General features: G+C 67.7%; 26 protein-coding genes. 19 read left to right on the top strand and 7 right to left on the bottom strand.

Annotation, left to right across the window (positions count from 1 at the left end; all coding sequences use genetic code 11):
* The first annotated feature begins 14 nt into the window (after window positions 1-14).
* The 8 genes from RTW82_RS19365 (at window position 15) to RTW82_RS19330 (ending at window position 8155) form a co-directional block, all read left to right on the top strand.
* Window positions 15-935, top strand: a complete 921-nt coding sequence (locus tag RTW82_RS19365; RefSeq protein WP_316926108.1) for an ABC transporter substrate-binding protein — start codon at window positions 15-17, stop codon at window positions 933-935.
* Entirely contained in the window at window positions 932-2086 is a 1155-nt protein-coding gene (locus RTW82_RS19360) for a phosphotransferase enzyme family protein (protein WP_316926107.1), read from the top strand. The genes RTW82_RS19365 and RTW82_RS19360 overlap by 4 nt, the downstream gene beginning before the upstream one ends.
* Window positions 2087-2096: 10 nt before the next feature.
* The gene (locus tag RTW82_RS19355) at window positions 2097-2987 is read left to right on the top strand and encodes a sulfurtransferase (protein WP_316926106.1); all 891 of its coding nucleotides are present in this window, start codon (window positions 2097-2099) and stop codon (window positions 2985-2987) included.
* 110 nt (window positions 2988-3097) lie between these two features.
* Window positions 3098-5266, top strand: a complete 2169-nt coding sequence (locus tag RTW82_RS19350; RefSeq protein ID WP_316926105.1) for a TonB-dependent siderophore receptor — start codon at window positions 3098-3100, stop codon at window positions 5264-5266.
* 10 nt (window positions 5267-5276) lie between these two features.
* Window positions 5277-6110: a 5'-nucleotidase, lipoprotein e(P4) family gene (locus RTW82_RS19345; protein WP_316926104.1), complete on the top strand. Its 834-nt coding sequence runs from the start codon at window positions 5277-5279 to the stop codon at window positions 6108-6110.
* Window positions 6111-6129: 19 nt separating this feature from the next.
* The gene (gene pnuC, locus RTW82_RS19340) at window positions 6130-6726 is read left to right on the top strand and encodes a nicotinamide riboside transporter PnuC (protein WP_316926103.1); all 597 of its coding nucleotides are present in this window, start codon (window positions 6130-6132) and stop codon (window positions 6724-6726) included.
* A gap of 65 nt (window positions 6727-6791) precedes the next feature.
* Window positions 6792-7517 (top strand): UTRA domain-containing protein, encoded by a 726-nt coding sequence (locus tag RTW82_RS19335; RefSeq protein WP_316926206.1) that lies wholly within the window; start codon window positions 6792-6794, stop codon window positions 7515-7517.
* Complete coding sequence (locus tag RTW82_RS19330; protein ID WP_316926102.1) at window positions 7514-8155, top strand: HAD family phosphatase; 642 nt, start codon at window positions 7514-7516, stop codon at window positions 8153-8155. The genes RTW82_RS19335 and RTW82_RS19330 overlap by 4 nt, the downstream gene beginning before the upstream one ends.
* Here the strand turns inward: RTW82_RS19330 and RTW82_RS19325 are convergent.
* The 3 genes from RTW82_RS19325 to kynU all read right to left on the bottom strand — a co-directional run bounded on the left by RTW82_RS19325 (window position 8110) and on the right by kynU (window position 12188).
* On the bottom strand, window positions 8110-9519 hold the full coding sequence (locus RTW82_RS19325) for an amino acid permease (RefSeq protein ID WP_316926101.1): 1410 nt from the start codon (window positions 9517-9519) through the stop codon (window positions 8110-8112). The two genes, RTW82_RS19330 and RTW82_RS19325, sit on opposite strands and share 46 nt — an antisense overlap.
* A gap of 13 nt (window positions 9520-9532) precedes the next feature.
* Window positions 9533-10843: an OprD family porin gene (locus RTW82_RS19320; protein WP_316926100.1), complete on the bottom strand. Its 1311-nt coding sequence runs from the start codon at window positions 10841-10843 to the stop codon at window positions 9533-9535.
* 94 nt (window positions 10844-10937) lie between these two features.
* On the bottom strand, window positions 10938-12188 hold the full coding sequence (gene kynU, locus RTW82_RS19315; protein WP_184489851.1) for a kynureninase: 1251 nt from the start codon (window positions 12186-12188) through the stop codon (window positions 10938-10940).
* A gap of 137 nt (window positions 12189-12325) precedes the next feature.
* On the opposite strand from kynU, the gene RTW82_RS19310 reads away from it, so the two are divergent.
* The gene (locus RTW82_RS19310) at window positions 12326-12799 is read left to right on the top strand and encodes an Lrp/AsnC family transcriptional regulator (protein ID WP_184489850.1); all 474 of its coding nucleotides are present in this window, start codon (window positions 12326-12328) and stop codon (window positions 12797-12799) included.
* On the opposite strand, the gene RTW82_RS19305 is transcribed toward RTW82_RS19310, so the two are convergent.
* The gene (locus tag RTW82_RS19305) at window positions 12789-13793 is read right to left on the bottom strand and encodes an AraC family transcriptional regulator (protein ID WP_021220231.1); all 1005 of its coding nucleotides are present in this window, start codon (window positions 13791-13793) and stop codon (window positions 12789-12791) included. The genes RTW82_RS19310 and RTW82_RS19305 overlap by 11 nt on opposite strands.
* A 182-nt stretch (window positions 13794-13975) precedes the next feature.
* Between RTW82_RS19305 and antA the strand changes: the two genes are divergently transcribed.
* The 4 genes from antA (at window position 13976) to RTW82_RS19285 (ending at window position 17847) form a co-directional block, all read left to right on the top strand.
* Window positions 13976-15370 carry an anthranilate 1,2-dioxygenase large subunit gene (gene antA, locus RTW82_RS19300; protein ID WP_316926099.1) on the top strand — a complete coding sequence of 465 codons (1395 nt, stop codon included), beginning with the start codon at window positions 13976-13978 and terminating at the stop codon, window positions 15368-15370.
* Window positions 15371-15373: 3 nt separating this feature from the next.
* Entirely contained in the window at window positions 15374-15865 is a 492-nt protein-coding gene (antB, locus tag RTW82_RS19295) for an anthranilate 1,2-dioxygenase small subunit (protein WP_043243972.1), read from the top strand.
* A 19-nt stretch (window positions 15866-15884) separates the two neighbouring features.
* Window positions 15885-16904 (top strand): anthranilate 1,2-dioxygenase electron transfer component AntC, encoded by a 1020-nt coding sequence (gene antC, locus RTW82_RS19290; RefSeq protein ID WP_316926098.1) that lies wholly within the window; start codon window positions 15885-15887, stop codon window positions 16902-16904.
* 67 nt (window positions 16905-16971) lie between these two features.
* Window positions 16972-17847: an alpha/beta hydrolase gene (locus RTW82_RS19285; RefSeq protein WP_316926097.1), complete on the top strand. Its 876-nt coding sequence runs from the start codon at window positions 16972-16974 to the stop codon at window positions 17845-17847.
* Between the two features lie 33 nt (window positions 17848-17880).
* Here the strand turns inward: RTW82_RS19285 and RTW82_RS19280 are convergent, their stop codons facing one another.
* Window positions 17881-18630 carry a substrate-binding periplasmic protein gene (locus tag RTW82_RS19280; protein ID WP_316926096.1) on the bottom strand — a complete coding sequence of 250 codons (750 nt, stop codon included), beginning with the start codon at window positions 18628-18630 and terminating at the stop codon, window positions 17881-17883.
* 180 nt (window positions 18631-18810) lie between these two features.
* Between RTW82_RS19280 and RTW82_RS19275 the strand changes: the two genes are divergently transcribed.
* Together RTW82_RS19275 and RTW82_RS19270 are read left to right on the top strand one after the other, a co-directional pair.
* Window positions 18811-19473, top strand: coding sequence for a phytanoyl-CoA dioxygenase family protein (locus RTW82_RS19275; protein WP_316926095.1), 663 nt, complete (start codon window positions 18811-18813; stop codon window positions 19471-19473).
* Between the two features lie 283 nt (window positions 19474-19756).
* Entirely contained in the window at window positions 19757-21118 is a 1362-nt protein-coding gene (locus RTW82_RS19270; RefSeq protein ID WP_316926094.1) for a CSLREA domain-containing protein, read from the top strand.
* Here the strand turns inward: RTW82_RS19270 and mnmH are convergent, their stop codons facing one another.
* Together mnmH and selD are read right to left on the bottom strand one after the other, a co-directional pair.
* The gene (gene mnmH, locus RTW82_RS19265; protein WP_316926093.1) at window positions 21119-22219 is read right to left on the bottom strand and encodes a tRNA 2-selenouridine(34) synthase MnmH; all 1101 of its coding nucleotides are present in this window, start codon (window positions 22217-22219) and stop codon (window positions 21119-21121) included.
* On the bottom strand, window positions 22219-23253 hold the full coding sequence (gene selD, locus RTW82_RS19260; RefSeq protein ID WP_021220222.1) for a selenide, water dikinase SelD: 1035 nt from the start codon (window positions 23251-23253) through the stop codon (window positions 22219-22221). Before selD ends, mnmH begins: the two co-directional genes overlap by 1 nt.
* Window positions 23254-23407: 154 nt before the next feature.
* Here selD and RTW82_RS19255 point away from each other — a divergent pair, with 154 nt between their 5' ends.
* Genes RTW82_RS19255 through phnE form a run of 4 tightly spaced genes read left to right on the top strand, consistent with a single transcriptional unit; the run spans window position 23408 to window position 26638 of the window.
* On the top strand, window positions 23408-24259 hold the full coding sequence (locus RTW82_RS19255; protein ID WP_043243985.1) for a putative selenate ABC transporter substrate-binding protein: 852 nt from the start codon (window positions 23408-23410) through the stop codon (window positions 24257-24259).
* Window positions 24256-25053: a phosphonate ABC transporter ATP-binding protein gene (locus RTW82_RS19250; protein ID WP_316926092.1), complete on the top strand. Its 798-nt coding sequence runs from the start codon at window positions 24256-24258 to the stop codon at window positions 25051-25053. Before RTW82_RS19255 ends, RTW82_RS19250 begins: the two co-directional genes overlap by 4 nt.
* Window positions 25047-25874, top strand: a complete 828-nt coding sequence (locus RTW82_RS19245) for an ABC transporter permease (protein WP_316926091.1) — start codon at window positions 25047-25049, stop codon at window positions 25872-25874. Before RTW82_RS19250 ends, RTW82_RS19245 begins: the two co-directional genes overlap by 7 nt.
* Complete coding sequence (phnE, locus tag RTW82_RS19240; protein ID WP_316926090.1) at window positions 25871-26638, top strand: phosphonate ABC transporter, permease protein PhnE; 768 nt, start codon at window positions 25871-25873, stop codon at window positions 26636-26638. Before RTW82_RS19245 ends, phnE begins: the two co-directional genes overlap by 4 nt.
* The last annotated feature ends 7 nt before the right edge of the window (window positions 26639-26645 follow it).

Genomic DNA, 26645 nt, shown 5'->3' with positions numbered 1-26645 from the left:
GCGGAGCACGATGGATGATCGCTGTACGGGTGATGCTGGAATATTTTCATCCCTGGCCGAATTCGGCGGGTTTCTATGTGGCACGGGAACGTGGCTGGTACCGCGACGCCGGGCTCGATGTGCAGTTGCAGGTACCGGACCCCTACCGCGGCGACACCCTCGAACACCTGCTGCAAGGCGCCGCCGATGTCGGCGTGTTCCCCAGCAACCGCCTGCTGGTACGCCGCAGCCTGGGCCAGCCGCTGCTGGGCGTGGCGGCCATCAACCATGCCGGCCTGGAATCCATCCAGACCCTGACCGACTTCGGCATCCAGCGCCCCCGTGACCTGGCCGGCAAGCGCCTGGCGCTCAACCCCACCCCGCGCGGCCTGGCCATGGTGCGCCACCTGGTGGCCGTCGATGGTGGCGACCCGGACGCGGTGATCATCGTCGACAGCCAGGTGCGCGAACTGCGCCCCGAGCAACTGGCCGCTGGCGTCGCCGACGCCAGCTTCGGCGGCTACTGGGCCTGGGAAGCGCTGATGGACAGCCCCATCCCCGCCGAGCGTCGCGTGGTCTGGCCGGTGGACGCGATCGGCGCGCCGCGCTACCACAGCTACCTGCTCGGCGGCCGCCAGGACTGGTTCGAGCACCACCCCGACAGCGCCCGCGCCTTCCTCGCCACCACCGAGCGCGGCTTCCGTGCCGTGGCGGCCGACCCGCAAAGCGCCCTGCCCGCCTACGAGGCGGCCATCCCCTACTTCCCCACCGAGCTGCTCAGCCAGTCCCTGGAGCGCATCGCCCCCACCTGGCTGCACGCCGCCCGCTGGGGCCAGCAGCGGGAAGAACTGCTCGCCCCCTACGCCCAATGGCTGCACAGCCACGGCGTGCTCGCCGACGCGGACGCCTGGCGCGGCGCCACCAGCAACCGGTACCTGACGGAGCAACGGCCGTGACCCAGCCGATACGCATCGCCCACGGCATGGGCGCGCAGCCGGTGGAAGCTGACTGGCCCGCCCTGCAGCAAGGGGATGTGGAGCAGGTGCTGCAGCGCTTCCCGCAGCTGGGCGCCGTGCAGCAGCTCGGCTGGCACAGCCCCCGGCCCTTCTCGGCCGCCGCCCAGGTGCACACCGATCGCGGCGAGGTGTTCGTCAAGCGCCACCACCGCCGCGTGCGCGAGCCGGCCTGGCTGGAGGAGGAACACCGCTTCGTGCGCTGGCTGCAGGACCGCGGCGCACCGGTCACCCCGGCCCTGCGAGACCGCGACGGGCACAGCGCGCTGGCCCTGGGCGAGTGGACCTACGAGGTGCTGCCCCGCGCCGCCGGTGACGACCTCTACCGCGAGGCCCTGTCCTGGACGCCCTTCCTCGACCGCCACCACGCCCATTCGGCGGGCGCCGCCCTGGCCCGGCTGCATCGCGCAGCAGAAGGCTTCGACGCCGGCCCCCGGCAGGCGCCGGTGCTGGTGGCCAACCTGCGCTTCTTCAGCCAGCCCGAACCGCTGCGGGCCATCGAGCAGGCCCTGCCCGGGCAACCGGCCCTGGCCCGCTACCTGGCCGGGCACGACTGGCACTACGCGCTGAAAGAACTGCACCTGCCCTTCCACCGCCAACTGCTGCCGCGGCTGGCCGCACAACCGACGCTCTGGACCCACAACGACTGGCACGCCTCCAACCTGCTGTGGCGCGGGCAAGGTGGCTCGGCGGAGGTTGAGAGCGTCCTTGATTTCGGCCTGAGCGACCGGACCTTCGCCCTGTTCGACCTGGCAACGGCATTGGAACGCAATTGCATTCCCTGGCTGGAACTGGATGATGGCGGCCGCGCAACGGCCGATCTCGATGCGGTCGACGCACTGCTGGCGGGCTATGCCAGCCAACGCCCCCTCGGCCGCCACGACCTGCTCACGCTCAAGGCCCTGCTGCCCCTGGTGCACGCCGACTTCGCTCTCAACGAAGTCGACTACTTCGAGGGCATCGTCGGCTCACGGGCCAGCGCAGACATCGCCTACCACGCGTTCCTGATCGGCCACGCCCGCTGGTTCCGCGACAGCGAGGGCGCCCGCCTGCTCGACCACCTCGAGCGGCTCGCCCGCACCCATAACAACTAGGAAGACCGCCATGCCCCCGCTTCACGCTGCCACCCTCGTCTCGCCCCAGGCCCTGCACCAGGCCCTGCACGCGCCCGGCCTGCTGCTGCTCGATGCCAGCGTGGAACTGGCCGCCGCGCAGTTCGACGGCGACTACCGAGTGGCCAGCGGGCACGCGGCCTGGCAGGCGGAGCACATCCCCGGCGCCCGCCACGCCGACCTGCTGCATGACCTGGCGGACCCAGAGGCGGGCTTCAGCTTCGCCCTGCCAACGCCCTCGGCCCTGCAGGCGCCCCTGGCACGCCTGGGCCTCGGCGCCGCCCGGGAGATCGTGCTCTACGACCGCCACGACGGCTTCTGGGCCGCGCGCCTGTGGTGGATGCTGCGCAGCCTCGGCGTCACCGCCCGTGTGCTGGATGGTGGCCTCAGGGCCTGGCGGCACGCCGGCCTGCCCATCGCCTCGGGCGACCAACCCGCCGCCGTCGACACCGCGCCCCTGGCACCGCTACAGGCCCAGGCGGGCTTCTGGGCCAACCGCCAGGAGGTGCTCGCCGTGGTCGAGGGCCGCGCCCCCGGCACCCTGGTCTGCGCCCTCTCCGCCGGCCTGTTCGACGGCAGCGCGGTGACCCGCTACGCCCGTCGCGGGCGCATTCCGGGCAGCCTCAACAGCCCGGCCCGCAGCCTCTTCGACGAGCAGGGCCGCTACCTGCCGCCCGCGGAACTGGCCCAGGCGCTGGGCGCCCCGCTGCTCGATGGCGGGCAGCCACTGATTCTTTATTGCGGCGGCGGCATCTCCGCCGCTGCCACCGCCCTGGCGCTGACCCTGCTGGGCCGCCAACAGGTCTCGATCTACGACGGCTCGCTGCAGGAATGGGCGGCCGATCCAGCCTTGCCAATGTCCACCGGAGCAGCTCCGGCCTGAGATTCAACCCTCTTCTTTCGTCTTTCAGCAGTAGGCACGCCAGCGCCGCCCGCCGGGCTCTCCCGTCGCGCGGTTCACTCAGCAGCCGGCGTCCATCAAGGAGTTCGTTCATGGTCCCTTCCCTGTTCCTGCAGCACCGCCACGGCTTCGCACTGGCGCTCCTGGCCCTGTCACTGAGCCCGTCCCTGGCCCAGGCCGCCGACACCGTCACCCTGGATGCCGTCACCGTGCACGGCGACGAAGGCGACGGCTACCAGGCGAAAAGCGCCTCGGTGGGCGGCTTCGACGACGCCCCGCTGCTGGATACCCCCGCCTCCGTCTCGGTGTTCACCGAACAACTGATCAAGGACCGCCAGGCCAAGCTGCTCAGCGAAGTGCTGCGCAACGACGCCTCGGTCGGCGACAGCTACGCGCCCATCGGCTACTACGAGAACTTCGTCATCCGCGGCTTCTCCCTCAACGCCGCCAGCAGCTACAAGATCAACGGCCGCACCATCACCGGCGAGCAGAACGTCGCCCTGGAGAACAAGCAGCGGGTCGAGGTGCTCAAGGGCCTCTCCGGCCTGCAGAGCGGCGTGTCCGAGCCCGGCGGGCTGGTCAACTACGTCACCAAGCGCCCGGAAGACGTGCGCTCGGTGACCCTGGCCACCAACGAGGAAGGCGAGCGCTACATCGCCACCGACGTCGGCGCCTGGCTCGACGCCGAGCAGCGCTTCGGCCTGCGCGCCAACTTCGCCCACGAGGACATCCGCTCCTACGTCGACAACTCCGACGGCACCCGCGACTTCGTCTCCCTGGCCGCCGACTGGAACATCAGCGACGCCGCCCTGCTACAGCTGGACGCCGAATACCAGACCCGCGAACAACGCTCGGTGCCCGGCTACCAGCTGCTCGGCGGCAACGTGGTGCCCAGCGGCATCGACCCCAAGGACCGCCTCGCCGACCAGAGCTGGTCCAAGCCCGTGGGCATCGACTCGCTCAACCTCACCGGGCGCTTCGAGTACCGCTTCGACGACGTCTGGACCGGCAGCCTCAGCGCCGCCCGCAGCCGCGTGGTGATCGACGACTACAGCTCCTTCGCCTGGGGCTGCTACGGCTCCGCCAGCTGCGCCAGCTCCGCCGTGCCCAACTACTTCAGCCCGGAAGGCGACTACGACGTCTACGACTTCCGCAACCCCGGCGACACCCGCCGTAACGACGAGCTGCAGGCGGCCCTCGCCGGCCGCTTCGACAGCGGCCCGTTCAGCCACGAGCTGACCGTCGGCACCAGCGCCTTCCGCCGTCTGCTGGACCGCCGCAAGTCCACCAACGAATGGGTCGGCACCGGCAACATCCATCAGCCCACGCCCGCCTTCGACCCCACCGACGTGCCCCTCGGCCACACCTACCGCCGCCTGGACAGCCGCCAGTACGGCTTGTTCGCCACCGACCGCGTGAGCTTCGGCGAGCACTGGCAGGCGGTGATCGGCGGGCGCCAGGTGCGCCTGGACGAAGAAGCCTTCGACAAGAACGGCGACACCACCCGCCACACCGAGCGCTGGGAGTTCCTGCCCAACGCCGCACTGATCTACAAACCGCGCGCGGACATCTCCCTCTACGGCAGCTACAGCAAGGGCCTGGCCCTGGGCGGCGAAGCGCCCTGGTTCGCCACCAACGCCGACGAAATCCTCGCGCCCACCACCTCGCGCCAGCTGGAGCTAGGCATCAAGCGTGACTGGCAGCGCCTCAGCCTCACCGCCGCGCTGTTCCAGATCACCAAGGCCTACCAGTACTCGCGCCCCAATGGCGATGGCTTCTTCACCTACATCCAGCAGGGCGAGCAGAAGAACGTCGGCCTGGAGCTGTCCGCCACCGGCTGGGTCACCGACCGCCTGCAGGTATCGGCCAGCGCTGCGGCCATCCGCGCCCGGGTCGAAGGCACCGCCACCGCCGCCTACGAAGGCCACCAGGCGATCAACGTGCCCACCCTGCGCGCCAGCCTGCATGGCGACTACGCCATCCCCGGCGTGCCCGGCCTGGCCCTGCTCGGCGGCGTGCAATACAGCGGCAGCAAATACGCCAGCCAGGCCGGCAACGTGAAGGTGGACGACTACGCCGTGTTCGATATCGGCGGGCGCTACAGCCTGGCGATCGAGGGCTACGAAACCGTGCTGCGCCTGACCGTCGACAACCTCTTCGACGCGCGTTACTGGCGCGATGCCGGCGAGTACATGGGCGACGGCTACCTGTTCCAGGGCGCCCCGCGCACCGCGCGGCTGTCCGCCACCGTCAACTTCTGAGGAGCCCGCCATGCGCATTCCCGCCCTGCCCTGCATCGCCCTGCTCGCCGCCCTGCTGGGCGGCTGCCAGCAGCACCCGCCGGCCAACGACCAGCTGGACGCCGTGCTCTGGACCCAGACCTCCATCGAGCACGACCTGCTGTTCCGCCAGGTCTACGCCAACGCCACCCGCCAGTTGGACAAGGCCCTGGCCGACCCCGCCTGGGACGCCCTCGCCGGCACCCCGCGCAACCTCCAGGGGCTGCCACCGGCGCTGATCGTCGACATCGACGAGACCCTGCTCGACAACGTGCCGCTGAACGCCCGCGCCATCCTCGCCGACGCCCCCTACGACTACGCCCAGTGGTACCAGTGGGTGGACCGTGCCGAAGCCCCGGCGCTGCCCGGGGCCGTGGCCTTCATGCAGGCGGCGGCCCAGCGCGGCATCACTCCCTACTACCTGACCAACCGCGAGCCCGGGCAGGAGCAGGCCACCCTGGCCAACCTCCGGCGCGCCGGCTTCCCCATCGACGGCACCGCGCAGATCCTCACCGCCGGCACCGCCATCGGCGGCTGCGCCGACGCGGGTTCGGACAAGACCTGCCGGCGCAACTGGGTCGGCAGCCAGGCCCGCGTACTGATGCTGGTGGGCGACAGCTTCGGCGACTTCATCAACGCCAAGGGCAGCCAGGCCGAGCAACAGCAAGCCGCCGCGCCCTACCTCGGCTGGCTCGGCGAGCGCTGGTTCCTGCTGCCCAACCCCACCTACGGCCATTGGTACAGCGCCCCCTACCAGGGCCGCGAAGACCTGCCGGACGCTCAGAAGCGCGCCCTCAAGCACCAGGCGCTGAAACCGCAGTACTGAACCCGCCGAGGCCATCGCCATGTCAACGCTGGAAATCGTCGCCGTGCTCATCAACATCCTCGGCGTCTGGCTCACCGCCCAACGCATCCGCTGGTGCTGGCCGGTGAGCGTCGTCGCGGTGCTGCTCTACGCCTGGATCTTCTTCGGCGTGAAGCTCTACTCCGACATGCTCCTGCAACTGATCTTCGCCCTGCTGCAGGGCTACGGCTGGTGGCGCTGGAGCAGCGGCCAGAGCGTGGCCGGGAAGGTCCGCGTGGAGCGCCTGCCGCCGCGTGTGGCCCTGGTCAGCCTGCTGGCCGGCCTGCTCGGCGCGGTGCTGCTGGGCAGCCTGATGCACCACTTCACCGACGCGGCCGTGCCCTGGGTCGACGCCCTGCTCACCGCCTTCAGCCTGGTGGCCAGCTTCTGGGCCGCGCGCAAGTACCTGGCCAGCTGGGGCCTGTGGATCGTGCTGGATATCGCCTACGTCGGCCTGTTCCTCTACAAGGACCTGCAGCTCACCGCGGCGCTCTATGCCGGCTTCGTGATCCTCGCCGCCTACGGCCTGCACGCCTGGCGCAAGGACCTGGACGACCAGGACCGCGCCCTTCCCCAGGGCGCCGGGGCCACCTCGTGAACCTCAACCCGGCGCGGCCCTCGTTCGTCAGCGAATCCCTGCCCCCGGGCGCCTGGCGCGCCTCGCTGCCGCACTACCTGCGCATCCGCGACCAGCTGGTGGCCGACCTCGCCGCCGGCCTTCTCCCCGGCGACAGCAAGCTGCCGGCGGAGCGCGAGCTGGCCGAGCGCTTCGCCTGCACCCGCGTCACCCTGCGCCAGGCCCTGCAGCTGCTGGAGCGCGACGGCCTGATCTACCGGCAGAACCGCCGTGGCTGGTACGTCAGCCCGCCACGCATCCGCTACGACCCCACCGGCATCATCGGCTTCATGGAATACGTCGCCCGCCAGGGCCGCGCGCCACGCACCGAATGCCTGCACGCCGAGCGCCGCCCGGCCGGTGCCTGGCTGGCCAAGCGCATGGGCCTGGAGCACCCCGAGGAGCCGGTGTTCGTCCTCCAGCGGCGGCGCTGGGTCGACCAGCGTCCGGTGCTGCTGGAATGCAACGTGGTGCTGGTGGACTGGTGCCCGGAGTTGCTCTCCGCCGACCTCAACACCTCGCTGACCACCCTGCTGCGCGAGCGCTTCGGCCGGGTGCAATCACGCAGCGAACTGCTGATGCACGCCGAAACCATGAACGAGGCCCAGGCCGGCCTGCTGCAGGTCTCCCCGGGCTCCAGCAGCTTCTACCTGGAACGGCTCAACTTCGGCGAGCAGGGCCAACCGGTGGAATTCGACCAGGAGTTCTGGCGCCCGGACGCCCTCGCCGTGGTGCTGGAAACCCACTACCCGGGGGAGCCGGCGCAGCCATGAGCACGCTCGACGCACTGTTGCAACGCGCCGAAGGGCTGATCTTCGATTGCGACGGCACCCTGGTGGACAGCCTGCCGCTGTATGCCAGCGCCTGGAATGCCGGCTTCGCCGCGTGCGGCAAGGTCATGGACCCGGCCTGGCACGCCGCACGCTGCGGGCTCTCCGAAGCACTGCAGATGGACGCCTTCGAGCACGAACACGGCGTGACGCTGCACCGCGAACAGGTCTCGGCACGCATGCGCCAGCACTACCTGGCCCACCTGGACACGCGCCTGCGGGAAATCACTCCGATCACCGCCATCGCCCGCCGCTTCGCCGGGCTCAAGCCCATGGCGGTGGCCTCCAGCGGCTCGCGGGCCATCGTCACCCGCTCCCTCGCCGCCCTGGGCCTGGCGTCGTTGTTCGACGCCGTCGTCACCCTCGACGATGTCGGCCAGGCCAAGCCCCACCCGGCCATCCACCTGGAAGCGGCCCGCCGCCTCGGCCTGCCGCCACAACGCTGCCTGGTATTCGAAGACAGCGCCCAGGGCATCGAGGCCGCCCTGCGCGGCGGCCTGCCGGTGGTGGATGTGCTGCCGTTGATCGGCTCGGGCTACAAAGGATCGACGCACTTCTCAGACGCACCACTCGACCTCTGAGGCCGCACGAACACCGCGTACCCAATGGCCAGCAACACCAGGAAAGGCGTACCGAACAGCAGCGTCATCCGGAACGCCTCGGTGAAGACGGTCGTGACCAGCACCAGCGCCATCAGCACCAGCCCTATCAGGGTCCCATAGGGGTAGAGCGGCAGCTTGAACGTCAATGCTTGCTGCTTGCGGGCGTAGTAACGGCGGAAGAACAGGTGGGTCACGAAGATCATCAGCCAGGTGAAGATCGCGCCGAACATCGAGATGGCCATCATCAGGCTGAAGGATTCCTCCGGGTAGAACACGCTGAGCACGGTCGCCACCGCAATCCCCACGCATGACAGCAGCAGCGCATTGAGCGGGATGCCGGTGCGGGTCAGGCGACCCAGGCCGGCCGGCGCCTGGCCGGCGCGAGACAGGCTGAACATCATGCGGGTGGTGATGTACAGCTGGCTGTTCATGGCCGACAGCGCCGCCACCAGGATCACGAAGTTCATCACGCCGGTGGCCCCGGGAATGCCGATGTACTGCATCACCGTGACGAACGGGCTCTGGGTCTTCCCAGCCTCGTCCCAGGGCACGATGGCCAGCATCAGGGCCAGGGTCAGCAGGTAGAAAACCACCAGCCGCCCGATGGTCGCGCGGAACGCCTGGCGCACGGCACGCTCCGGGTCTTCGGCTTCGCCAGCGGCCACGGCGATCATCTCCACGCTCAGGTAACTGAAGATCGAGATGATCACCGCCACCCACATGCCGCTGAAGCCGTGGGGCATGAAACCGCCATGGTCGGTGTAGTGGTGCAGGCCGTACTCCCCGCTACTGGAGCCGAACACCAGCCAGACGGCGAGCAGGATGAAGGCCGCGATGGCCGCCAGCTTGATCGCCGAGAACAGGTACTCGACCTGGCCAAAGGTCTTCACGCTGACGGAGTTGAGCGCCACCAGCGCACTGGAGAACGACAGGATCCAGATCCAGGCCGGCACGTCCGGGAACCAGTACTTCATATACAGCGCAATCGCGGTGACCTCGGTGCCCACGGCCAGCACGATGGCCGCCCAGTAGGCATAGCGCACCAGGAAGCCCGCCATCGGGCTGACGTAATACTCGGCGTACGCGCCGAACGAGCCGGACGTGGAATGGGCCACGGTCATCTCCGCCAGGCAGCCCATCAGCAGCAGCGTAATGAAGGCGCCGATGGCGTAGCTGAGCAGCACGCTGGGGCCGGCGTAGCCGATGGCGAAGGCGCTGCCCATGAACAGCCCGGTACCGATGGCACCGCCGATGGCGATCATGCTCATCTGCCCAGCACTCAGCTGACGGTGAAGGCCCTGTTCACGTTTGGAGATCGAAGCAAATCCAGATGGTTGAGTCATGTGTGCAGTCCCTTCAGAAGATGCTCAGGGGGTATTCGATGATCAGCCGCACTTCGTCGTTATCGACGGTGTCGGCCTTCGCCACCTGCTGGCTTGAGCGCAGGGTCGCCTGCCGCAGGCGCAACGAGAGGTCGCGTGCCTTGCCGGATGGCACCACGTAGCGCACTTCGATATCGCGTTCCCAGCGTTGGCCGTCGTCGCCGTAACGGCCATAAGCGGCATGGGCGCCGCCCCGGTAATGACTGTCGTCGATGCCATCGCTGGATATGTAGCGGGTCATGAAGCTCAACCCGGGCACACCGAAGGTCGCTAGATCCAGGTCGTAGCGGAGTTGCCAGGAGCGCTCGTTAGGCGCATTGAAGTCGACGACCTGCACCGAGTTGGCCAGGTAGATCGACGTGCCCGGTTGCTGATCGAAGCCCAGGTAGTCGAAGGGCTCGTCGCCATCCACCTGCTGGTACGCGAGGGTTATGCCATGAGGGCCGTTCTGGTAACGGGTCGCCAGTGACCAGGTGGTGTTGTCGATCTCCCCCGCCAGGCGCTTGCCGTAGTCGGTGGTGCGATAGACGTTGAGGTCCAGCCCCAGGCTTTGCGTGTCCGCCAGGGGCCAGCGGTAGTTGGCGTTGCCGTAGTACTGCTGCCAGATATCGGCAAAGCGAGAGCCATAGAGGCTGACGCTGAAGCGGTCACTGAAGGTGTATTGGCCGCCGACGTAATCCACGCTGCGCGCGTCGACACCGGCGAACAGCGCCTTGATCGAGCCACTGTCGTTGGTCGATGCGCCGTCGTTGCCGGAGGTGAAGTGGCCCGCATCCAGGTGCAGCCCGGCCAGATCGTCACTGGTCAGTTGGAAGCCGTTCGCCTGCATGGTGAACAAGCGCGCCGAGCCGGTGCCGAACACCGGGTTCATCGGCGTGAGGTTGCCGAATTTGAGCACCGTCTGCGACAGGCGCGCCTTTACCGCGCCACCCGCCTCGGAGTACTCCGCCTGCGCCCGCCCGTCATCGCCGATGGGCAACAGGCCGGTGCCACTGGTGCCCTTGCCGCTGTCCAGCCTGATCCCCAACTGGGCATAGGCATCGACGCCGACACCGATCAGCCCGGCGGTATAGCCGGAGCTGAAGTTCAACGACAGACCCTGCGCCCACTCCTTCCGGTAGTTCTGCCCATCGGGGTTATTCAGGTTGTTTCGATAGAAGAAGAAGTTGATCGCATTGAGCGTCAGGTGACTGTCTTCGACCAGGTCAGCCTGCGCATAGGGCGCCAGACTGCCGGCCAGCGCCAAACCCAGCAGCCGCTGCCTTGGGGAGAGCGTTGATTTCATCTTCGAGTGATCCACTGTAATTGTTATTGGTGAGGTTCATGGCTCGCACAACAACCCACCCCTCGGACGAGGGGCGGGATGAGTCTTGGAAAAATCAGGTCACCTGGTGGCGGACTTGGTACTGCGGTTCGGCCCATGCGTTGCTATCGAGGATTTCGCCCAGTATCTGAGCCGCGTCCCAGGCATCGACGAAGCGGGTGTAGAGGGGGGTGAAACCGAAGCGCATGATGCCCGGTTCGCGGTAGTCGCCAATCACGCCGCGGGCTATCAAGGCCTGGATCACCTCGTAGCCATGGGCATGCTCGAAGCTCACATGGCTGCCACGCTGAGCGGGGTCACGCGGGGTGACCAGCTTCAGCCCATGCCCGGCGCAACGGTCCTCCACGATCGAGATGAACAGGTTGGTCAGCGCCAGGGACTTCTTGCGCAACGCGGCCATATCGGTACGCGCGAAAACATCCAGGCCGCACTCGATCATGGCGAGCGAGACGATGGGTTGGGTGCCGCACAGGTAGCGAGCGATGCCTTGTTGCGGCATGTAGGAGCTGGCCATGTCGAACTGGCGCGCGTGACCGAACCAGCCTGACAGCGGCTGGCTGACCTCGTCGCACAGCGCAGGGTTGACCCAGACGAACGCCGGCGAGCCCGGGCCGCCATTGAGGTACTTGTACGTACAGCCGATGGCGTAGTCGGCCTTGGCCTGGTGCACATCCACCGGCACGGCGCCCGCCGAGTGGGCCAGGTCCCAGATCGCCAGCGCACCACAGGCGTGGATCTGCGCAGTCATTGCGGCCATGTCATGCATGTGGCCGGTCTTGTAGTTGACATGGGTAAGCATTACCACGGCGGTATCACTGCCGATGGCGGCGATCACCGCCTCCGGGCTATCGACCAGGCGCAGCTCATACCCCTGCTGGAGCAGCCCGATCAGGCCTTCGGCGATATACAGGTCAGTGGGGAAGTTGCTTGCTTCGCTGACGATCACCCGGCGCTGCTCATCGCGACGGGCTTGCACCGTCAGCGCCGCAGCCAGCACCTTGAACAGGTTGATGGACGTGGTATCGGTGATCACCACCTCGTTCCTGCCAGCGCCGATCAGGCCCGCCAACTGGTCACCCAGGCGCTGGGACAGGCTGCGCCAACCAGCGGTGTTCCAGCTGCGGATCAGGCCCTCCCCCCACTCCTGTTGCACCAGTTGCATGGCGCGCTCAGCCGAGGAGAGAGGCCTTGCACCCAGTGAATTACCATCGAGATAGATCACATCACCCGGCAGAGCGAAGTGCTCCCGTAGTGCAGCCAAAGAGTCGTTCTGGTCCATCGCCAGGCACATTTCGCGGGTCATCACAGGTCCTTGCCGTTGTTCATCTACCGAAAAATCATGAACCAACCGAGGCATAATTTTCCTGCAAAGTCGCGCCCTTTAAACCAGAAAACAGCATAAAATTCTAAGAATCAGAGAAATAACAGAAGGAAATTGCATTGATGAATTTGGATGCCACCGACCTGCGCATTCTTCAGGTTCTGCAATACGACGGGCGCATCAGCAACCAGGACCTGGCCGAGAAGGTCGCGCTCTCGCCGTCGGCTTGCCTGCGTCGTCTGCGGCTGCTGGAGGAGGAAGGCATCATCAGTGGATACCGCGCGGAACTGAACGCCGAACGATTGGGTGTCGAGTTCGAGGCGATCGTCCATGTGTCGTTGCGCCAGGACCAGGACGACTGGCACGAGACCTTCATCAAGCGCGTGCAGGAGTGGCCCGAGGTGGTTTCCGGCTATGTCGTCACGGGCGTCAGCAACTATGTGCTGCGGGTCCAGGCGCGGAACCTCAAGCACTTTTCCGACTTCGTGGTGAACACGCTGAACCGCACCGCAGGCATCACCGACATCCGCTCGGAGATCGTGCTGCAGCGGATCAAGGACAGTAATACCCTGCTCGACCTGATGCTCAGGAAGTGAAGGAAGCCTTGCCGCGCGCCAGGCTCTGCGAGGGCTGTTCGCCAAAGGCCTGCTGATAATCGCTGGCGAACCGGCCCAGGTGGGTAAAACCCCAACGGGTGGCCGTGGCGGCAACCGTGTAGACACCGCGCTCCTCCAGCAGATCGCGACGCACGCCGTTCAGGCGCAAGCGCTTCAGATAACCCAGCGGCGACACCCCGAACCGGCGCTTGAAGCCCTCATGCAGCCGCTGTGGCGATACACCGGCTACCGCCTGGATCTCCATCAGGGTCAGCTCATTCTGGGCATTGCGCTCGATGAACTCGCGAGCCCTGCCCACGTATGCCGGGCAACGGGGCTCACCGACCTGGGCCAGTGCAGCGGAATAGTTATTGGGTTGCGACAGAAGCAGGCCCTTGATCAGGCTGCTCTCCAGGTCGCGGGCCAACAGCAACTGACTGGTGATCGGGCTGGCCTGCTCCAGCTCATCGGCCAGGTAACGCACCATTCGCCACCAGCCGGCGGTCGCCCCCTGCTCGGCATCGACGCGGGCATCGAAATGCACCGGTGCTTCGACCGGCTGCTGCAGCAAGTGCTCGAGCACCTGCTGCATCGATTGGCAAGGAATCACCACCTGCAGCTTGCGGCAGTCAGCGGCGATGGTCAGGCGTTGCTGCTCACGGGGGCAAACGATGATCCCGGTCTGGGTATCGGAACCATGCACCTGCCGGCCCTGACGGATTTCCTGCTCGCCATCCAGCGGCAGGCTGATGCTGTAGCTGGCAAACCCCTCGCGCGCCTCCACGCCTATCACCACCTCGGTGCCGTAGTGGATGCGCCCGATAACGGTGGACAGCGGCCCCAGCCGACTGGCGGCATGCTCGAAGGCCAAGGGGTGCTCGGCACTCACCGACAGGCTGTGGGGGCCGGCGATCGCCGTCATCCAATCACGGGCACCGCCGATGTCGCGCAGGCTGGCTTTGAGTCCCGAAGCACAGGGGTGAGAAAACGGCATAGTCAGTTCCTCAAGGCAGAGCGGCTTATCGTTGTTATGCCGCAAAGCATAGGGCGGCCGGGCGCTCTTTCGCCATAGGCGCCACGAAAACCGGCCAGGGTTGGATGCAAAAGCGGATAGAAGCCGGGACAGGGGCTGGGTCTAATTCGGTGGCATCGGACCACAACAACAAGGTACGCCTGATGACCTCCCGATCCCCCGCTCAATGGCAACGTTTCGTCGAAGGGTGCCTGGACTTCCGCCCCGTGGAAGGCATTTACCGCATCGCCCGCGACATGTTTACCGAACCCGAACTGTTCGACCTCGAGATGGAACTGATCTTCGAGAAGAACTGGATCTACGCCTGCCACGAAAGCGAAATCGCCAAGCCCCATGACTTCGTCACGATCCGCGCGGGCCGCCAGCCGCTGATCATCACCCGCGACGGCGAAGGCCGGCTCAATGCCCTCATCAACGCTTGCCAGCATCGCGGCACCACCCTCACCCGGGTCATGAAGGGCAACCAGAGCACCTTCACCTGCCCCTTTCATGCCTGGTGCTACAAAAGCGACGGGCGCCTGGTCAAGGTCAAGGCGCCGGGGGAATACCCGGCCGACTTCGACAAGGCCAGCCGCGGCCTGAAGAAGGCACGCATCGAAAGCTACAAGGGCTTCGTGTTCGTCAGCCTCGACACCGAAGGTGTCGACAGCCTCGAGAGCTACCTGGGCGATGCCAAGGTGTTCTTCGACATGATGACCGCCCAATCCCGCACCGGTGAGCTGGAAGTGCTGCCTGGCCGCAGCAGCTACACCTACGAGGGCAACTGGAAGCTGCAGAACGAAAACGGCCTCGACGGCTATCACGTCAGCACCGTGCACTACAACTACGTGGCCACCGTGCAGCACCGGCAGCAAGTCAACGCCGAAAAAGGACACGCCGCTGGCGACACCCTCGACTACAGCAAGCTCGGCGCCGGAGACAGCGCCACCGACGACGGCTGGTTCGCCTTCGACAACGGCCACAGCGTGCTCTTCAGCGAAATGCCCAACCCCTCGGTACGCCCCGGCTACGCGAGCATCATGCCGCGCCTGGTGGAGGAATACGGCCAAAGCCGCGCCGAATGGATGATGCACCGCCTGCGCAACCTCAACGTCTACCCGAGCATGTTCTTCATCGACCAGATCAGCTCGCAGCTGCGCATCGTCCGCCCCCTGGCCTGGAACAAGACCGAGGTTCATAGCTTCTGCCTGGGCGTGAAAGGCGAATCCGACGCCGACCGGGAAAACCGCATCCGCCAGTTCGAGGACTTCTTCAACGTCTCCGGCATGGGCACACCGGATGACCTCGTGGAGTTCCGCGAAGCCCAGCGTGGCTTCCAGGCGCGCCTGGAACGCTGGAGCGACATCTCCCGGGGCGCGGGTCACTGGGTCGAAGGAGCGACGCCCAACAGCGAGGCGCTGGGGATAGCCCCGGTGCTGACCGGCATCGAATTCACCCACGAAGGGCTCTACGTGAATCAACATGGAGCCTGGCAGCGTTTTCTACTCGACGGACTGGCCCGCAAGGCCGCCGCGCTCATAGATGTGCAGGAGCTCTGAATCATGAATGCCGAGCTTCAATACCGGGTCGAACAATTCCTCTTCAACAAGGCTGCCTTGTGCGACGCCCAGGACTGGGACCGCTACCTGGCACTGTTCAGCGAAGACAGCGAATTCCACCTGCCACAGTGGGACTCGGAGCACGTGTACACCACTGATCCAAAAACCAGCATGTCGCTGATCTACTACGCCAACCGCGGCGGCCTGGAAGACCGGGTGTTCCGCCTGCGCACCGGTAAGGCCGCCTCGGCCACGCCCATGCCGCGCACCCTGCACCAGGTCGGCAACGTCCGCATCAGCGCGCTCGCCAACGGGGATCTCGAGGTCAAGGCGAACTGGCACACCCTGTTCCACCGCCTCGCCAGCACCGACCAGTTCTACGGCCACGCCACCTACCACCTGCGCCCCCATGGCGACAGCTGGCTGATCAGCCGCAAGCATGTGCTGCTGCTCAACGACACCATCAACTCGGTGCTGGATTTCTACCACCTCTGACCGCACGAGACTCCAGGTCATGACACACAAGGTTGCCTTCAGCTTCGCCGACGGCAAGACCCTGTTCTGCCCCGTGCAGAACGATGAAATCCTCCTCGACGCCGCTTTGCGCGCCGGCATCAAGATCCCCCTGGATTGCCGTGAAGGCGTCTGTGGCACCTGCCAGGGCCGCTGCGAAAGCGGCCGCTATACCCAGGACTATGTAGATGACGAAGCCCTGAGCCCGGCCGACCTGGCCCAGGGCCGAATGCTCACCTGCCAGACCCGCGTGCACTCCGATGCCAGGTTCTATTTCGACTTCGACTCCAGCGTCTGCCATGCCGCTGGCCCCGAATGCATCACGGCCACTGTGCGCGAGGTCGTGCAGGTCTCCGACAGCACGGCACTGCTGTGGCTCGATGCCAGCCAGTTACCCCGCCAGCTGGACTTCCTCCCTGGGCAGTACGCACGCATGCGGGTGCCGGGCACCGACACCTGGCGGGCGTACTCCTTCGCCAACCGACCTGGCACTAGCAACCAGCTGCAGTTCCTCGTGCGGCTGCTGCCCGATGGGGTGATGAGCCGCTACCTGCGCGAGCGCTGGCAGCCCGGCGACATCCTCGAGCTCGAAGCGCCCCTGGGCAGTTTCTACCTGCGCCAACTGGAGCGCCCCGTGGTAATGGCGGCGGGCGGCACCGGGCTTTCGGCTTTCCTCGGAATGCTCGACGAAATGGCGGAGAGCGGCCCCCATGGGCAACCGGTCACCCTGTTCTACGGGGTCAACCAGGAGGCCGACCTGTGCGAGCTGGAGCGCCTGGCCAGCTATCACCAACGCATTCCGGGGTTCACCCTGCATACGGTGGTCAACCAGCCCGGCGAGGCCTGGAGCGGCAAGCGGGGCTATATCCCCGAGCACCTGGATGTTCCCCTCGAGCCTGAGCAGAACTTCGACCTCTATGTGTGCGGGCCGCCTCCAATGGTCGACGCAATCAAGCAATGGGCCACCGACCATTGCGTCACCGGAGCTCGGATATTCGCCGAAAAATTCATAGGCAGTTGAACCCAGGGCCAGCGCCGACCCAGCACACTCCCCACCATTCCGCCCCACCCGAAGGGAACCCAACGCCATGAGTCGCCCCCAAGATCCAGCTGCACTCGCCGCCTATTTCGAAGCCCAGTACAACGCCCGCGCGAGCGTCGACAACTACGAGCGATACCCGCTCCTGTACCGCGAACTGAGCGACAGCGCCCACGCTTCCCTGCCCTGCCACCGCGATGTGCCCTACGGTCCCGGGGCGAATGAGAAGCTGGACATCTTCCCCGGCAGCCAGCCAAACGCGCCGGTGCTGCTGTTCGTCCATGGCGGCTATTGGCGCGCGCTTTCCAAGGCCGACTCCGCTTTCATGGCGCCGGCCCTGACGGCTGCCGGCGCCTGTGTCGCGGTGCTTGAATACGACCTGGCACCGGCAGTGACGCTCGACCATATCGTCGACCAGACCCGCCGTGCGCTGGCCTGGCTGTACCGGAACATCGGTGAATTCGGCGGTGACCCCCAGCGGCTCTACGCGAGCGGCAGCTCCGCCGGCGGCCACCTCACCGGCATGCTTCTGGCCGGTGGCTGGCAAGCCTCATACGGGGTGCCCGACAACGTGCTGCGCGGGGCCCTGCCCATCAGCGGCCTGTTCGACCTGGACCCGTTGCGCAGCACCTACGTCAACGACTGGATGCAGTTCGACGCCGATTACACCCGTCGCAACAGCCCGCTGTTCCACCTGCCAAGCGCAGGCAGCGGTGAGCTGGTAGCCAGCTACGGCGCACTGGAAAGCGAGGAGTTCGCCTGGCAATCGGCCGAGTTCCTGGCCGCCTGGCGGCGGAACGGGTTCGAAGGCCGCACACTCGCAGTGCCTGGCAAGAACCACTTCGATGTCGTGCTCGAACTGGGCGAACCGGGCAGCCCGCTGTACCAGGCCATCTGCCAGCTGATGAAGCTCGACACTCAATAGGGGCTCGGCCATCAGCGGGCCAGCACGGCCTTTTCATCGCCCGGGGGCCTGTTCATAACGACGCTGGATGCGCTCCACCTCGCCCGAACGGCGCAACTGCTCCAGGGCGCGGCCCCAGGCGGCGACCACCTCATCGTCACTGTCGAGGCTGAAGGCGATGTACAGCGATGAGCGATACAGCTCCACAGGAATGCGCCGCAAGGTGCCGGGGGCGATGCCCAGTTGGCCGCTGTAGTAGGCCACCCCCGCGTCGGTGTCGCCGGCGATCACCGCCGTGCGCCCGCCCAGCAGCATGCGGTAGAGCTGCTGGCTTTCGGCGGCGCTGCGGTCGAGGTTGTCGAAGCCCTGGGCGGCCAGCGTCTGCGGCACCAGGCCGGCGTGGCGGGTGGTGATCTGCGGGGCGCGGCGCAACTGCGCCAGGGAATCCAGCGGCTCGGCGGCATTGGCCAGCTGATAGGGATAGATGCTCTCTTCCACGATCGGCCCCACCCACTTGTACAGAAGCTCGCGCTCCGGCGTGCGGAACATCGAATACATGATGGTCCTGGGGCGGGTGCGCAGTTCGAGGGCGGCACGCATGCTCGGCAGCACCGCCACGGAGAAGTCATCCCCGGTCAAGGCCATGATGGCCCGGACGATATCCGTGGCCATGCCGGTGAGCCGGCCATCCTGCTGGTAGTTGTAGGGCGCCCACTCCTCGGTGACGACCTGGTACTGCGCCGCCTTTGCGGGGAGGCAGAGCAGCAGGCACAGCAAGGTTGCGCCGAGTCTCGAATACGTCACGGGGGCGGCCTGGCGCTCCATGCGGTTGATGACCGAAGGGGTAATCCAAGCATAGATTCGTGCCCCGCGCACAGGCCCATTGGCACCTGTCGTGCCCAACCGAAAGACAGCACTTGCCCATCGTCCGGCTCTTGCCCGATGCTTCCACCCTTTCGGGCTGATAAGGACATCGGGCACACCATGACTGACCGCGAACGACTCCATCGAGATGGCTACGCCCTGCTGCGCCAGGCGATCCCAGCCGGGTGGCTGGACGAGCTGCGCACCCTGTTCGATGCGGGGGTCAAGCCTTCGGAGCAATGGCCGGTGCCCCGGGGCCGGGACTGGCGCCATTCGCTACTGGACCTGGAGCCCAGGGTCCAGGCCCTGTGCCGCCTGCCAGCGGTGCTGGCGGCGGTGGGCGAACTGATCGGCGAACGCTTCTTCCTCGCCCAGGTGGAAGGCCGCGAACCCCTGGCCGGCGGCGGCTACCAGCAACTGCACCGTGATCTCTCGGCACAGCGCCCCGGCGATACCGTCAACGCCCTGGCCTACCTCGACGACTACGGCCCCGACAACGGCGCGACGCGCATCGTCCCCGGCAGCCACCGCCCCGCAGCGGGAGAACCGCCGCTCGACGTCAATGACGAAACCCGCACCCTGCAGCTCTCGGGCAACGCAGGGGACATCCTGGTGTTCGATGCCGACCTGGTGCACGCCGGCAGCCTCAACACCCTCGGCGGCCGCCGTCGCACCCTGCTGATCGGCTATTGCGCCGACCCCCTCTACGCCTCGTACCTGGACACACGGCAGCTGCGCGGTATCCGCATGGACGCCCAGGAGCGTTTCGATCCCGTGGAATAGTCCCGAGCGTGCCGTGATGGGTTTCGCTGCGCTCTACACCATCCTACGAACAGCCGCAGCCCCGCCATAGGGTGTGCTGCGCGCACCGAGCGCTGATACGCAACTCGGTGGGTCAGGCCTGCTGATGGGTTTCGCTGCGCTCTACGCCATCCTACGAACAGCCGCAGCCCCGCCGTAGGGGCTGCGCGCAACGAGCCCGGCACCATTTTCGCGACGCACTGTCGTACCTCAGCGGCCTCAGTCGTGCAATCGAGCGCTGATTCCCCCATCTGAGGACCTTCCCATGCCAGGCCATTGCCACCGTTCGCTGTCGCTCGTTTTCGCCCTTGCCGCCCCGCTGGCCGCCGATGCGCTGGAGCTGCGCGTCAACACCTTCGCCGATGAAGACGACGGCCAGTGCACCCAGGCCCATTGCTCCCTGCGCGAGGCCATTTCCACCGCCAATGCCACGCCGGGGGAGACCGTCATCCTCCTCGGCGCCGGCGACTACCTGCTGCAGAAGGCCAACCCCGACCCGGCCGGCAACTGGCCCGTGGACGAAGACGCCAACGCCATCGGCGACTTCGACGTACATGGGCAGGTCAGCCTGGTCGGCCGGGGCGCGACGGTGACCCGCCTTAATGCCAACCGCCTGGACCGCCTGTTCCACGTGCACGCCGGCGCCCAGTTGAAGCTGCGCAGCCTCGGCCTCACCGGTGGCCAGCAGATCTACGACGGCGGCGCCCTGCTCAATTACGGCCAGGTGCAGCTCAACCAGGTGGAGCTGGTGGACAACCGCGTGTTCGTCTACATGCCCTACCCGGCCGCGCAGGCCGGCAACGGCGGCGCCATCGCCAACTTCGGCATGCTGGAGGTGCACCGCTCGACCTTCCGCGACAACCGCAACTTCGGTGAGGAAGCCCAGAGCGCCGGCAAGGGCGGCGCCCTGTACAACGAGGGCACGCTCACCGTCCGCGACAGCCTGTTCAACGCCAACCGGGCGTCCGACTACGGCGAATGGGGCATGGGTGGCGGGCTCTACAACCAGGGCTCGGCGGACATCGCCCGCACCACCTTCCAGGCCAACGAGGTGCTCAGGAGCGGCTACGGCGCGGCCATCGCCAATGCCGGGCAACTGCGCCTGGCCAACAGCACCCTCAGCGGCAACCGCAGCATCGAACGGGGCGCCTTCGAGAACGGCCACCCCTTCCTGCCGCAGCTGTCCGCCCAGTCCCGCGCCGAGCTGCTGCACGTGACCATCGCCGGCAACGACGGCTGGGGCGTCACCAACCGGGGCGACCTGCTGCTGCGCAACAGCATCGTCGCCGGCAACCGCGCCACTGAGTTCGACGAGGTGCGCAACTGCCAGAGCCTGCCGGGCGCCGTCGACTTCCGCGCCCGTGGTCTGCTACTGGGCACAGACGGCAGCAACTGCCTGGCGGAGAACTACATCGCCGACGAGGCGACCTTCACCCACCAGCTGTTCCCCCTGCAGGAAAACAACGGCGCCTGGGTGCACCCGCTGCGCCGCACCAGCGCCGCCATCGACGTCGGCGTGGGCAACTGCTCCAGTCACGACCAGCGCGGGCTCGACCGCCAGCGCGACGGCAACGGCGACGGCCTGGCCAACTGCGACCTCGGCGCCTTCGAGCGCGCCTATCCCTGACTAGCGCTGCGCCTGGCGCGCCTGCAGGTAGGCGAGGATCGCCGGGGCGTCGCCGGCGAACTCGATGCGCGCGCCCTTGGCCTCGCGCTGGTAGGCGTACATCGGGTCGTAGTACTCGCGCAGCAGCCCCTCGATCCAGCCGCGGTGCAGCTCCACCGCGCCGCTGCGGCGCTGCTCGTCGAGGGCCTCCTGCATCACCGCGCGCAGGCGCTGGTGGCGTTCGCCGCCGAGGCGCTTCTGGATGTTGTCCATGCTCTGCAGCAGGCGCTCGGCGAAGCGCTCGAAGCCCTGCTCCTCGCCCTGCACGATGCGGAACTCGGCGGCCAGGTTGGTCACATAGTCCTTGAGTATCCGCTCGATGCGCCCTTCCAGGCTGTCCTCCAGCCACACCAGCGGGAAGCGCTGCAGGCCCTGGTGCAGCGACAGCGGCAACGAGCAGGCGCCGATCATGCGGCTCTCGTCCTCCAGCACGAACTGCTGCTGCCCACGGGCGCGGCGCTTGAGCAGGTCGACGGCGATGCGGTTCTCGAAGTCGATCTGCGAGGGCTGCCCCGTGGCGCGCTTGCCGAAGCTGGAGCCCCGGTGGTTGGCATGCCCCTCGAGGTCGATGCTGTTGGCCAGCGCCGCCACCACTTCGGTCTTGCCGGTGCCGGTCATGCCGCCGACGATGATGAAATCGCACTCCGCGACCGCGGCATCGAGGGTCTCGATGAGGAAGGTACGCATCGCCTTGTAGCCGCCGATCACCCGCGGGTAATCGATGCCCGCCTCCTTCAGCCACTGCTGCACGATCTGCGAGCGCAGGCCGCCACGGAAGCAGTACAGGTAACCCTCGGGGTGGGCCCTGGCGAAGGCGGCCCAGGCCGCCACCCGTTCCGCCTTGACCTTGCCGGAGACCAGCTGGTGGCCCAGCTCGATGGCGGCCTGCTGGCCCTTCTGCTTGTAGCAGGTGCCGACCTTCTGCCGCTCGATGTCGGTCATCAGCGGCAGGCTTTCGGTATTGGGGAAGGCGCCCTTGGTGTATTCCACCGGGGCGCGCATATCCATCATGGGAACGTCGTTGAGGAAGAGCTCGCGGTAGTCGGTGGCGTTGTCGCGCATCACAGCACCTCTACCGCGTGGCTCTGTCGCTCGATCAGCTGGCCGATGGGCGCCAGCGTCAACCGCAGCTCGGCTGCCACGGCGAGGAACTCCGCCTCGCCCTCCGGGCTCACCGCCACCAGCAGGCCGCCGCTGGTCTGCGGGTCGCACAGCAGGTCGCGCTGGGCATCGGTGATCGGCGCGATGCGCTCGCCGTAGCTGTCGAAGTTGCGCAGGGTGCCGCCGGGCACGCAGCCTTCGGCCAGGTAGTGCTCGACACCCGGCAGGCGCGGCACGCTGGCGTAATCCAGCTGCGCGGTGACGCCGGCGCCGTCGGCCATCTCCACCAGGTGGCCGAGCAGGCCGAAACCGGTGACATCGGTCATCGCCTGCACGCCGGCCAGCTTGCCGAAGCGGCTGCCGGGCTTGTTCAGGGTGCACATCCAGTCGCGGGCCAGGCCCACGTCCTCGGCGCGCAGCTTGGCCTTCTTCTCGGCGGTGGTGAGGATGCCGATGCCCAGCGGCTTGGTCAGGTAGAGCTTGCAGCCGGGGGTGGCGGTGTCGTTGCGCTTCATGTGGCGCTTCTCCACGACGCCGGTGACGGCCAGGCCGAAGATCGGCTCCGGCGCGTCGATCGAATGGCCGCCGGCCAGGGGGATGCCGGCGGCGTCGCACACCGCGCGACCGCCACGGATCACCTCGCGGGCCACTTCCGGCGGCAGCAGGTTCACCGGCCAGCCAAGGATGGCGATGGCCATCAGCGGGTCGCCGCCCATGGCGTAGATGTCGCTGATGGCGTTGGTGGCGGCGATGCGGCCGAAGTCGAAGGGGTCGTCGACGATGGGCATGAAGAAGTCGGTGGTGGAGACCACGCCGCGCTCGTCGTCCAGGGCGTACACCGCCGCGTCGTCACGCGAGGCGTTGCCGACCCACAGGCGCGGGTCGAGGTTCTGCGCGCCGCTGCCGGCGAGGATCACCTCCAGCACCTTGGGGGAGATCTTGCAGCCGCAACCGGCGCCATGGCTGTACTGGGTCAAACGGATCGGCTCGCTCATCACACACCTCGCAACTCTGATGGCGGCGGATTCTAGCAAAGCTGGCGTTTGCGCCTCCCATCCCTATAATCGCCGCCGATTCGTCTACCCTCAGCAAGCGCGCCCGACGCGCGACCGCTGCGCACCTTTTCCGCTATTGAACCGGAGAATCCCCATGCTCAAGCGCATCCTGGCCGCCACCGCCGGCCTCACCCTGTCCCTGTCCATGCTGGCCACCCAGGCCGCCGAGGTGCTGAAGGTCAGCGCCATCCCCGACGAGGCCCCCACCGAGCTGCTGCGCAAGTTCAAGCCGCTGGGCGCCTACCTGGAGAAGGAGCTGGGCATGCCGGTGCAGTTCGTCCCGGTGGCCGACTACCCGGCGGTGGTCGAGGCGCTGGCCACCGACCGCCTGGACCTCGCCTGGCTGGGCGGCTTCACCTTCGTCCAGGTGCGCCTGAAGACCGGCAACGCCATCCCCCTGGTGCAGCGCGAGCAGGATGCCCAGTTCACCAGCAAGTTCATCACCGCCGACCCTGCGGTGAAGTCCCTGGCCGACCTCAAGGGCAAGACCTTCGCCTTCGGCTCCATCTCCTCCACGTCCGGCAGCCTGATGCCGCGCTACTTCATGCTCAAGGACGGCATCAAGCCGGAGGGCTACTTCAGCCGCATCGGCTACTCCGGCGCCCATGACGCCACCGCTGCCTGGGTGCAGGCCGGCAAGGTGGACGGCGGCGTACTGAATGCCAGCGTCTGGGACAAGCTGGTCGCCGCCGGCAAGGTCGACACCAGCAAGGTGCGCGTGTTCGCCACCACCCCGGCCTACTACGACTACAACTGGACCGTGCGCGGCACCCTCGACCCGGCGCTGGCCGAGAAGATCAAGAAGGCCTTCCTCGCCCTCGACCCGGCCAACCCCGAGCACAAGGCCATCCTCGACCTGCAGGCCGCCAGCCGCTTCATCGAGACCCAGCCGGACAACTACAAAGGCATCGAGGAAGCCGCCCGGGCCGCCGACCTGCTGAAATGAGCCTGCGCCTCACCGACGCCGGCCTGCGACACGGCACCGGCGTCCAGGCCCTGCGTGGCGTCGACCTGGCCATCGCCAGCGGCGAGCGGGTCGCCATCATCGGCCCGTCCGGGGCCGGCAAATCCAGCCTGCTGTCCCTGCTGGCCGGCGCCATGCGCCCCAGCTCGGGCGAGGTGGAGCTGCTCGGCGAACGCCCCTGGGCCTGCTCCGCCGCAGCCCGGCAACGCCTGCGCGCACGCATCGGCCTGATCCACCAGGCACCGCCCCTGCCGCCCCGGCAACGGGTGGTCACCGCCGTGCTGGCCGGCAAGCTCGGCCAGTGGGGGCTGGGCCGCGCCCTGCTCAACCTGCTGCACCCGCTGGATGTCCCGGGCGCCCGCGCCGTGCTCGCCCGGCTGGACCTGGCCGACAAGCTGTTCGCCCAGTGCCAGCAGCTCTCCGGCGGCCAGCTGCAACGGGTCGGCATCGCCCGCGCGCTGTACCAGGACCCGCAGCTGCTGCTCGCCGACGAACCGGTCTCGGCGATGGACCCGGTGCTCGCCGACCACACCCTCAGCGTGCTCTGCCGCCACGCCAGCGCCCAGGGCGTGACACTGGTGGCCAGCCTCCACGCGGTGGACCTGGCCCTGGCGCACTTCCCGCGCATCATCGGCGTACGCGAGGGCCGCATCGCCTTCGACCGTCCCGCCGCCGAGGTCGACCAGGCGCTGCTCGACGCGCTCTACGCCAACGAGCAACTGGCCTCGCCGCAGCCGCCATCGGCGACGCTGCCCCTGCAGATCCCCCGATGCTGAGCCGCGACACCCGCGACCCCGCCGCCCTGCCCCGCCTGCTGCTGACGCTGCTAGCCGTCGCGCTGCTGTGGCCCGGCATCCGCCTGGCCGAGCTCGACCCGAGCGTGCTGCTGCAAGCCGACAGCCAGAGCGAGATGGGCCGCTTCGTCGCCGGCTTCTGGCCACCGGCGCATACGCCCGACTTCCTCGCCCTGCTGCTGGACGCCACCCTGCAGACCCTGGCCATCGCCACCGCCGGCATGGCCCTGGCGCTGCTGGTGGCGGTGCCCGCTGGCCTCGCCGCCAGCCGCGCCCTGTCGCTCTCCGCCGCCTCCCGTGGCGGGCGCCCGAGCGCCCTCGGCCAGGCCCTGCGCTGGCCCATCCGCGGGCTGCTGATCGTCCTGCGCAGCGTGCCGGAAATCGTCTGGGCGCTGCTCTTCGTCCGCGCCGTCGGCCTCGGCCCCACTGCGGGCGTGCTGGCCATCGCCATCACCTACGCCGGCATGCTCGGCAAGGTCTATGCGGAAATCCTCGAATCGGTGGACCAGCGCCCCATGCACGCCCTGCTGCAGGCCGGCAGTGGCCGCCTGGGCGCCTTCGTCTACGGCCTGCTGCCCAACGCCGCCGCCGAGCTGACCTCCTACACCCTGTACCGCTGGGAATGCGCCATCCGCGCTTCGGTGGTGATGGGCTTCGTCGGCGCTGGCGGCCTGGGCCAGCAGATCGACCTGTCGCTGCGCATGTTCGCCGGCGGCGAGGTGGCCAGCATGCTGCTGACCTTCTTCCTCCTGGTGCTGCTCGCCGACCAGCTCAGCCGCATGCTGCGCGGGAGGCTGGCATGAAGCGCCTGGCCAATGCCGCCCTGCTGCTGGCGGCCCTCGCTGCCGTCTTCGCCTCCTTCCTCTACCTGGGGCTGGACCTGCTCGCTCTTACCGAAGTCGGCAACCTCAAGCAGATGGGCGCCTACGCCGCGCGCTTCCTGCAGCCGGACCTGAGCGGCCCCCACCTGCAGGCCATCGCCCACGGCGCCCTGGAAACCCTCGCCATGTCGGCCCTCGGCACCCTGCTGGCGGCTCTCCTCGGGCTGCTCCTGGCGCTGCCCGCCGCCGGGCGCTTCGGCAAGCCCCTGCAGGCCCTCACCCGCTTGCTGCTCAACGGCCTGCGCGCCATTCCCGAGCTGGTCTGGGCCGCGCTGATGGTGCTCGCCGCCGGCCTCGGCCCCAACGCCGGCACCCTGGCCCTGGCCCTGCACACCGCCGGCGTGCTCGGCCGCCTGTTCGCCGAAGCCCTGGAGAACACCCCCACGGCCCCGGCCGAGGCCATCCGCCAACAGGGCGGCGGGCAAGTGGCCGCCTTCTGCTACGGCACCCTGCCCAACCTCTGGCCGCAGCTGCTGGCCTACTCGCTGTACCGCTGGGAAAACAACATCCGCATGGCCAGCGTGCTCGGCTTCGTCGGCGCCGGCGGCCTGGGGCAGATGCTCTACGTCAGCCTCAGCCTGTTCCAGGAAGCCCAGGCCAGCAGCGTGATCCTCGCCATGCTGGCATTGGTGTTCGCCGTCGACGCCCTCAGCGGCTGGACGCGCCAGCGCTGGGTGCGCGCCTAGAACGGCA

Origin of the sequence: Pseudomonas sp. zfem005 (assembly GCF_032621735.1) — a bacterium.
Lineage (GTDB): Bacteria > Pseudomonadota > Gammaproteobacteria > Pseudomonadales > Pseudomonadaceae > Metapseudomonas > Metapseudomonas solani.
The sequence above is the reverse complement of the archived record's forward strand: the minus strand, read 5'-3'. Positions and strand labels throughout refer to the sequence as shown.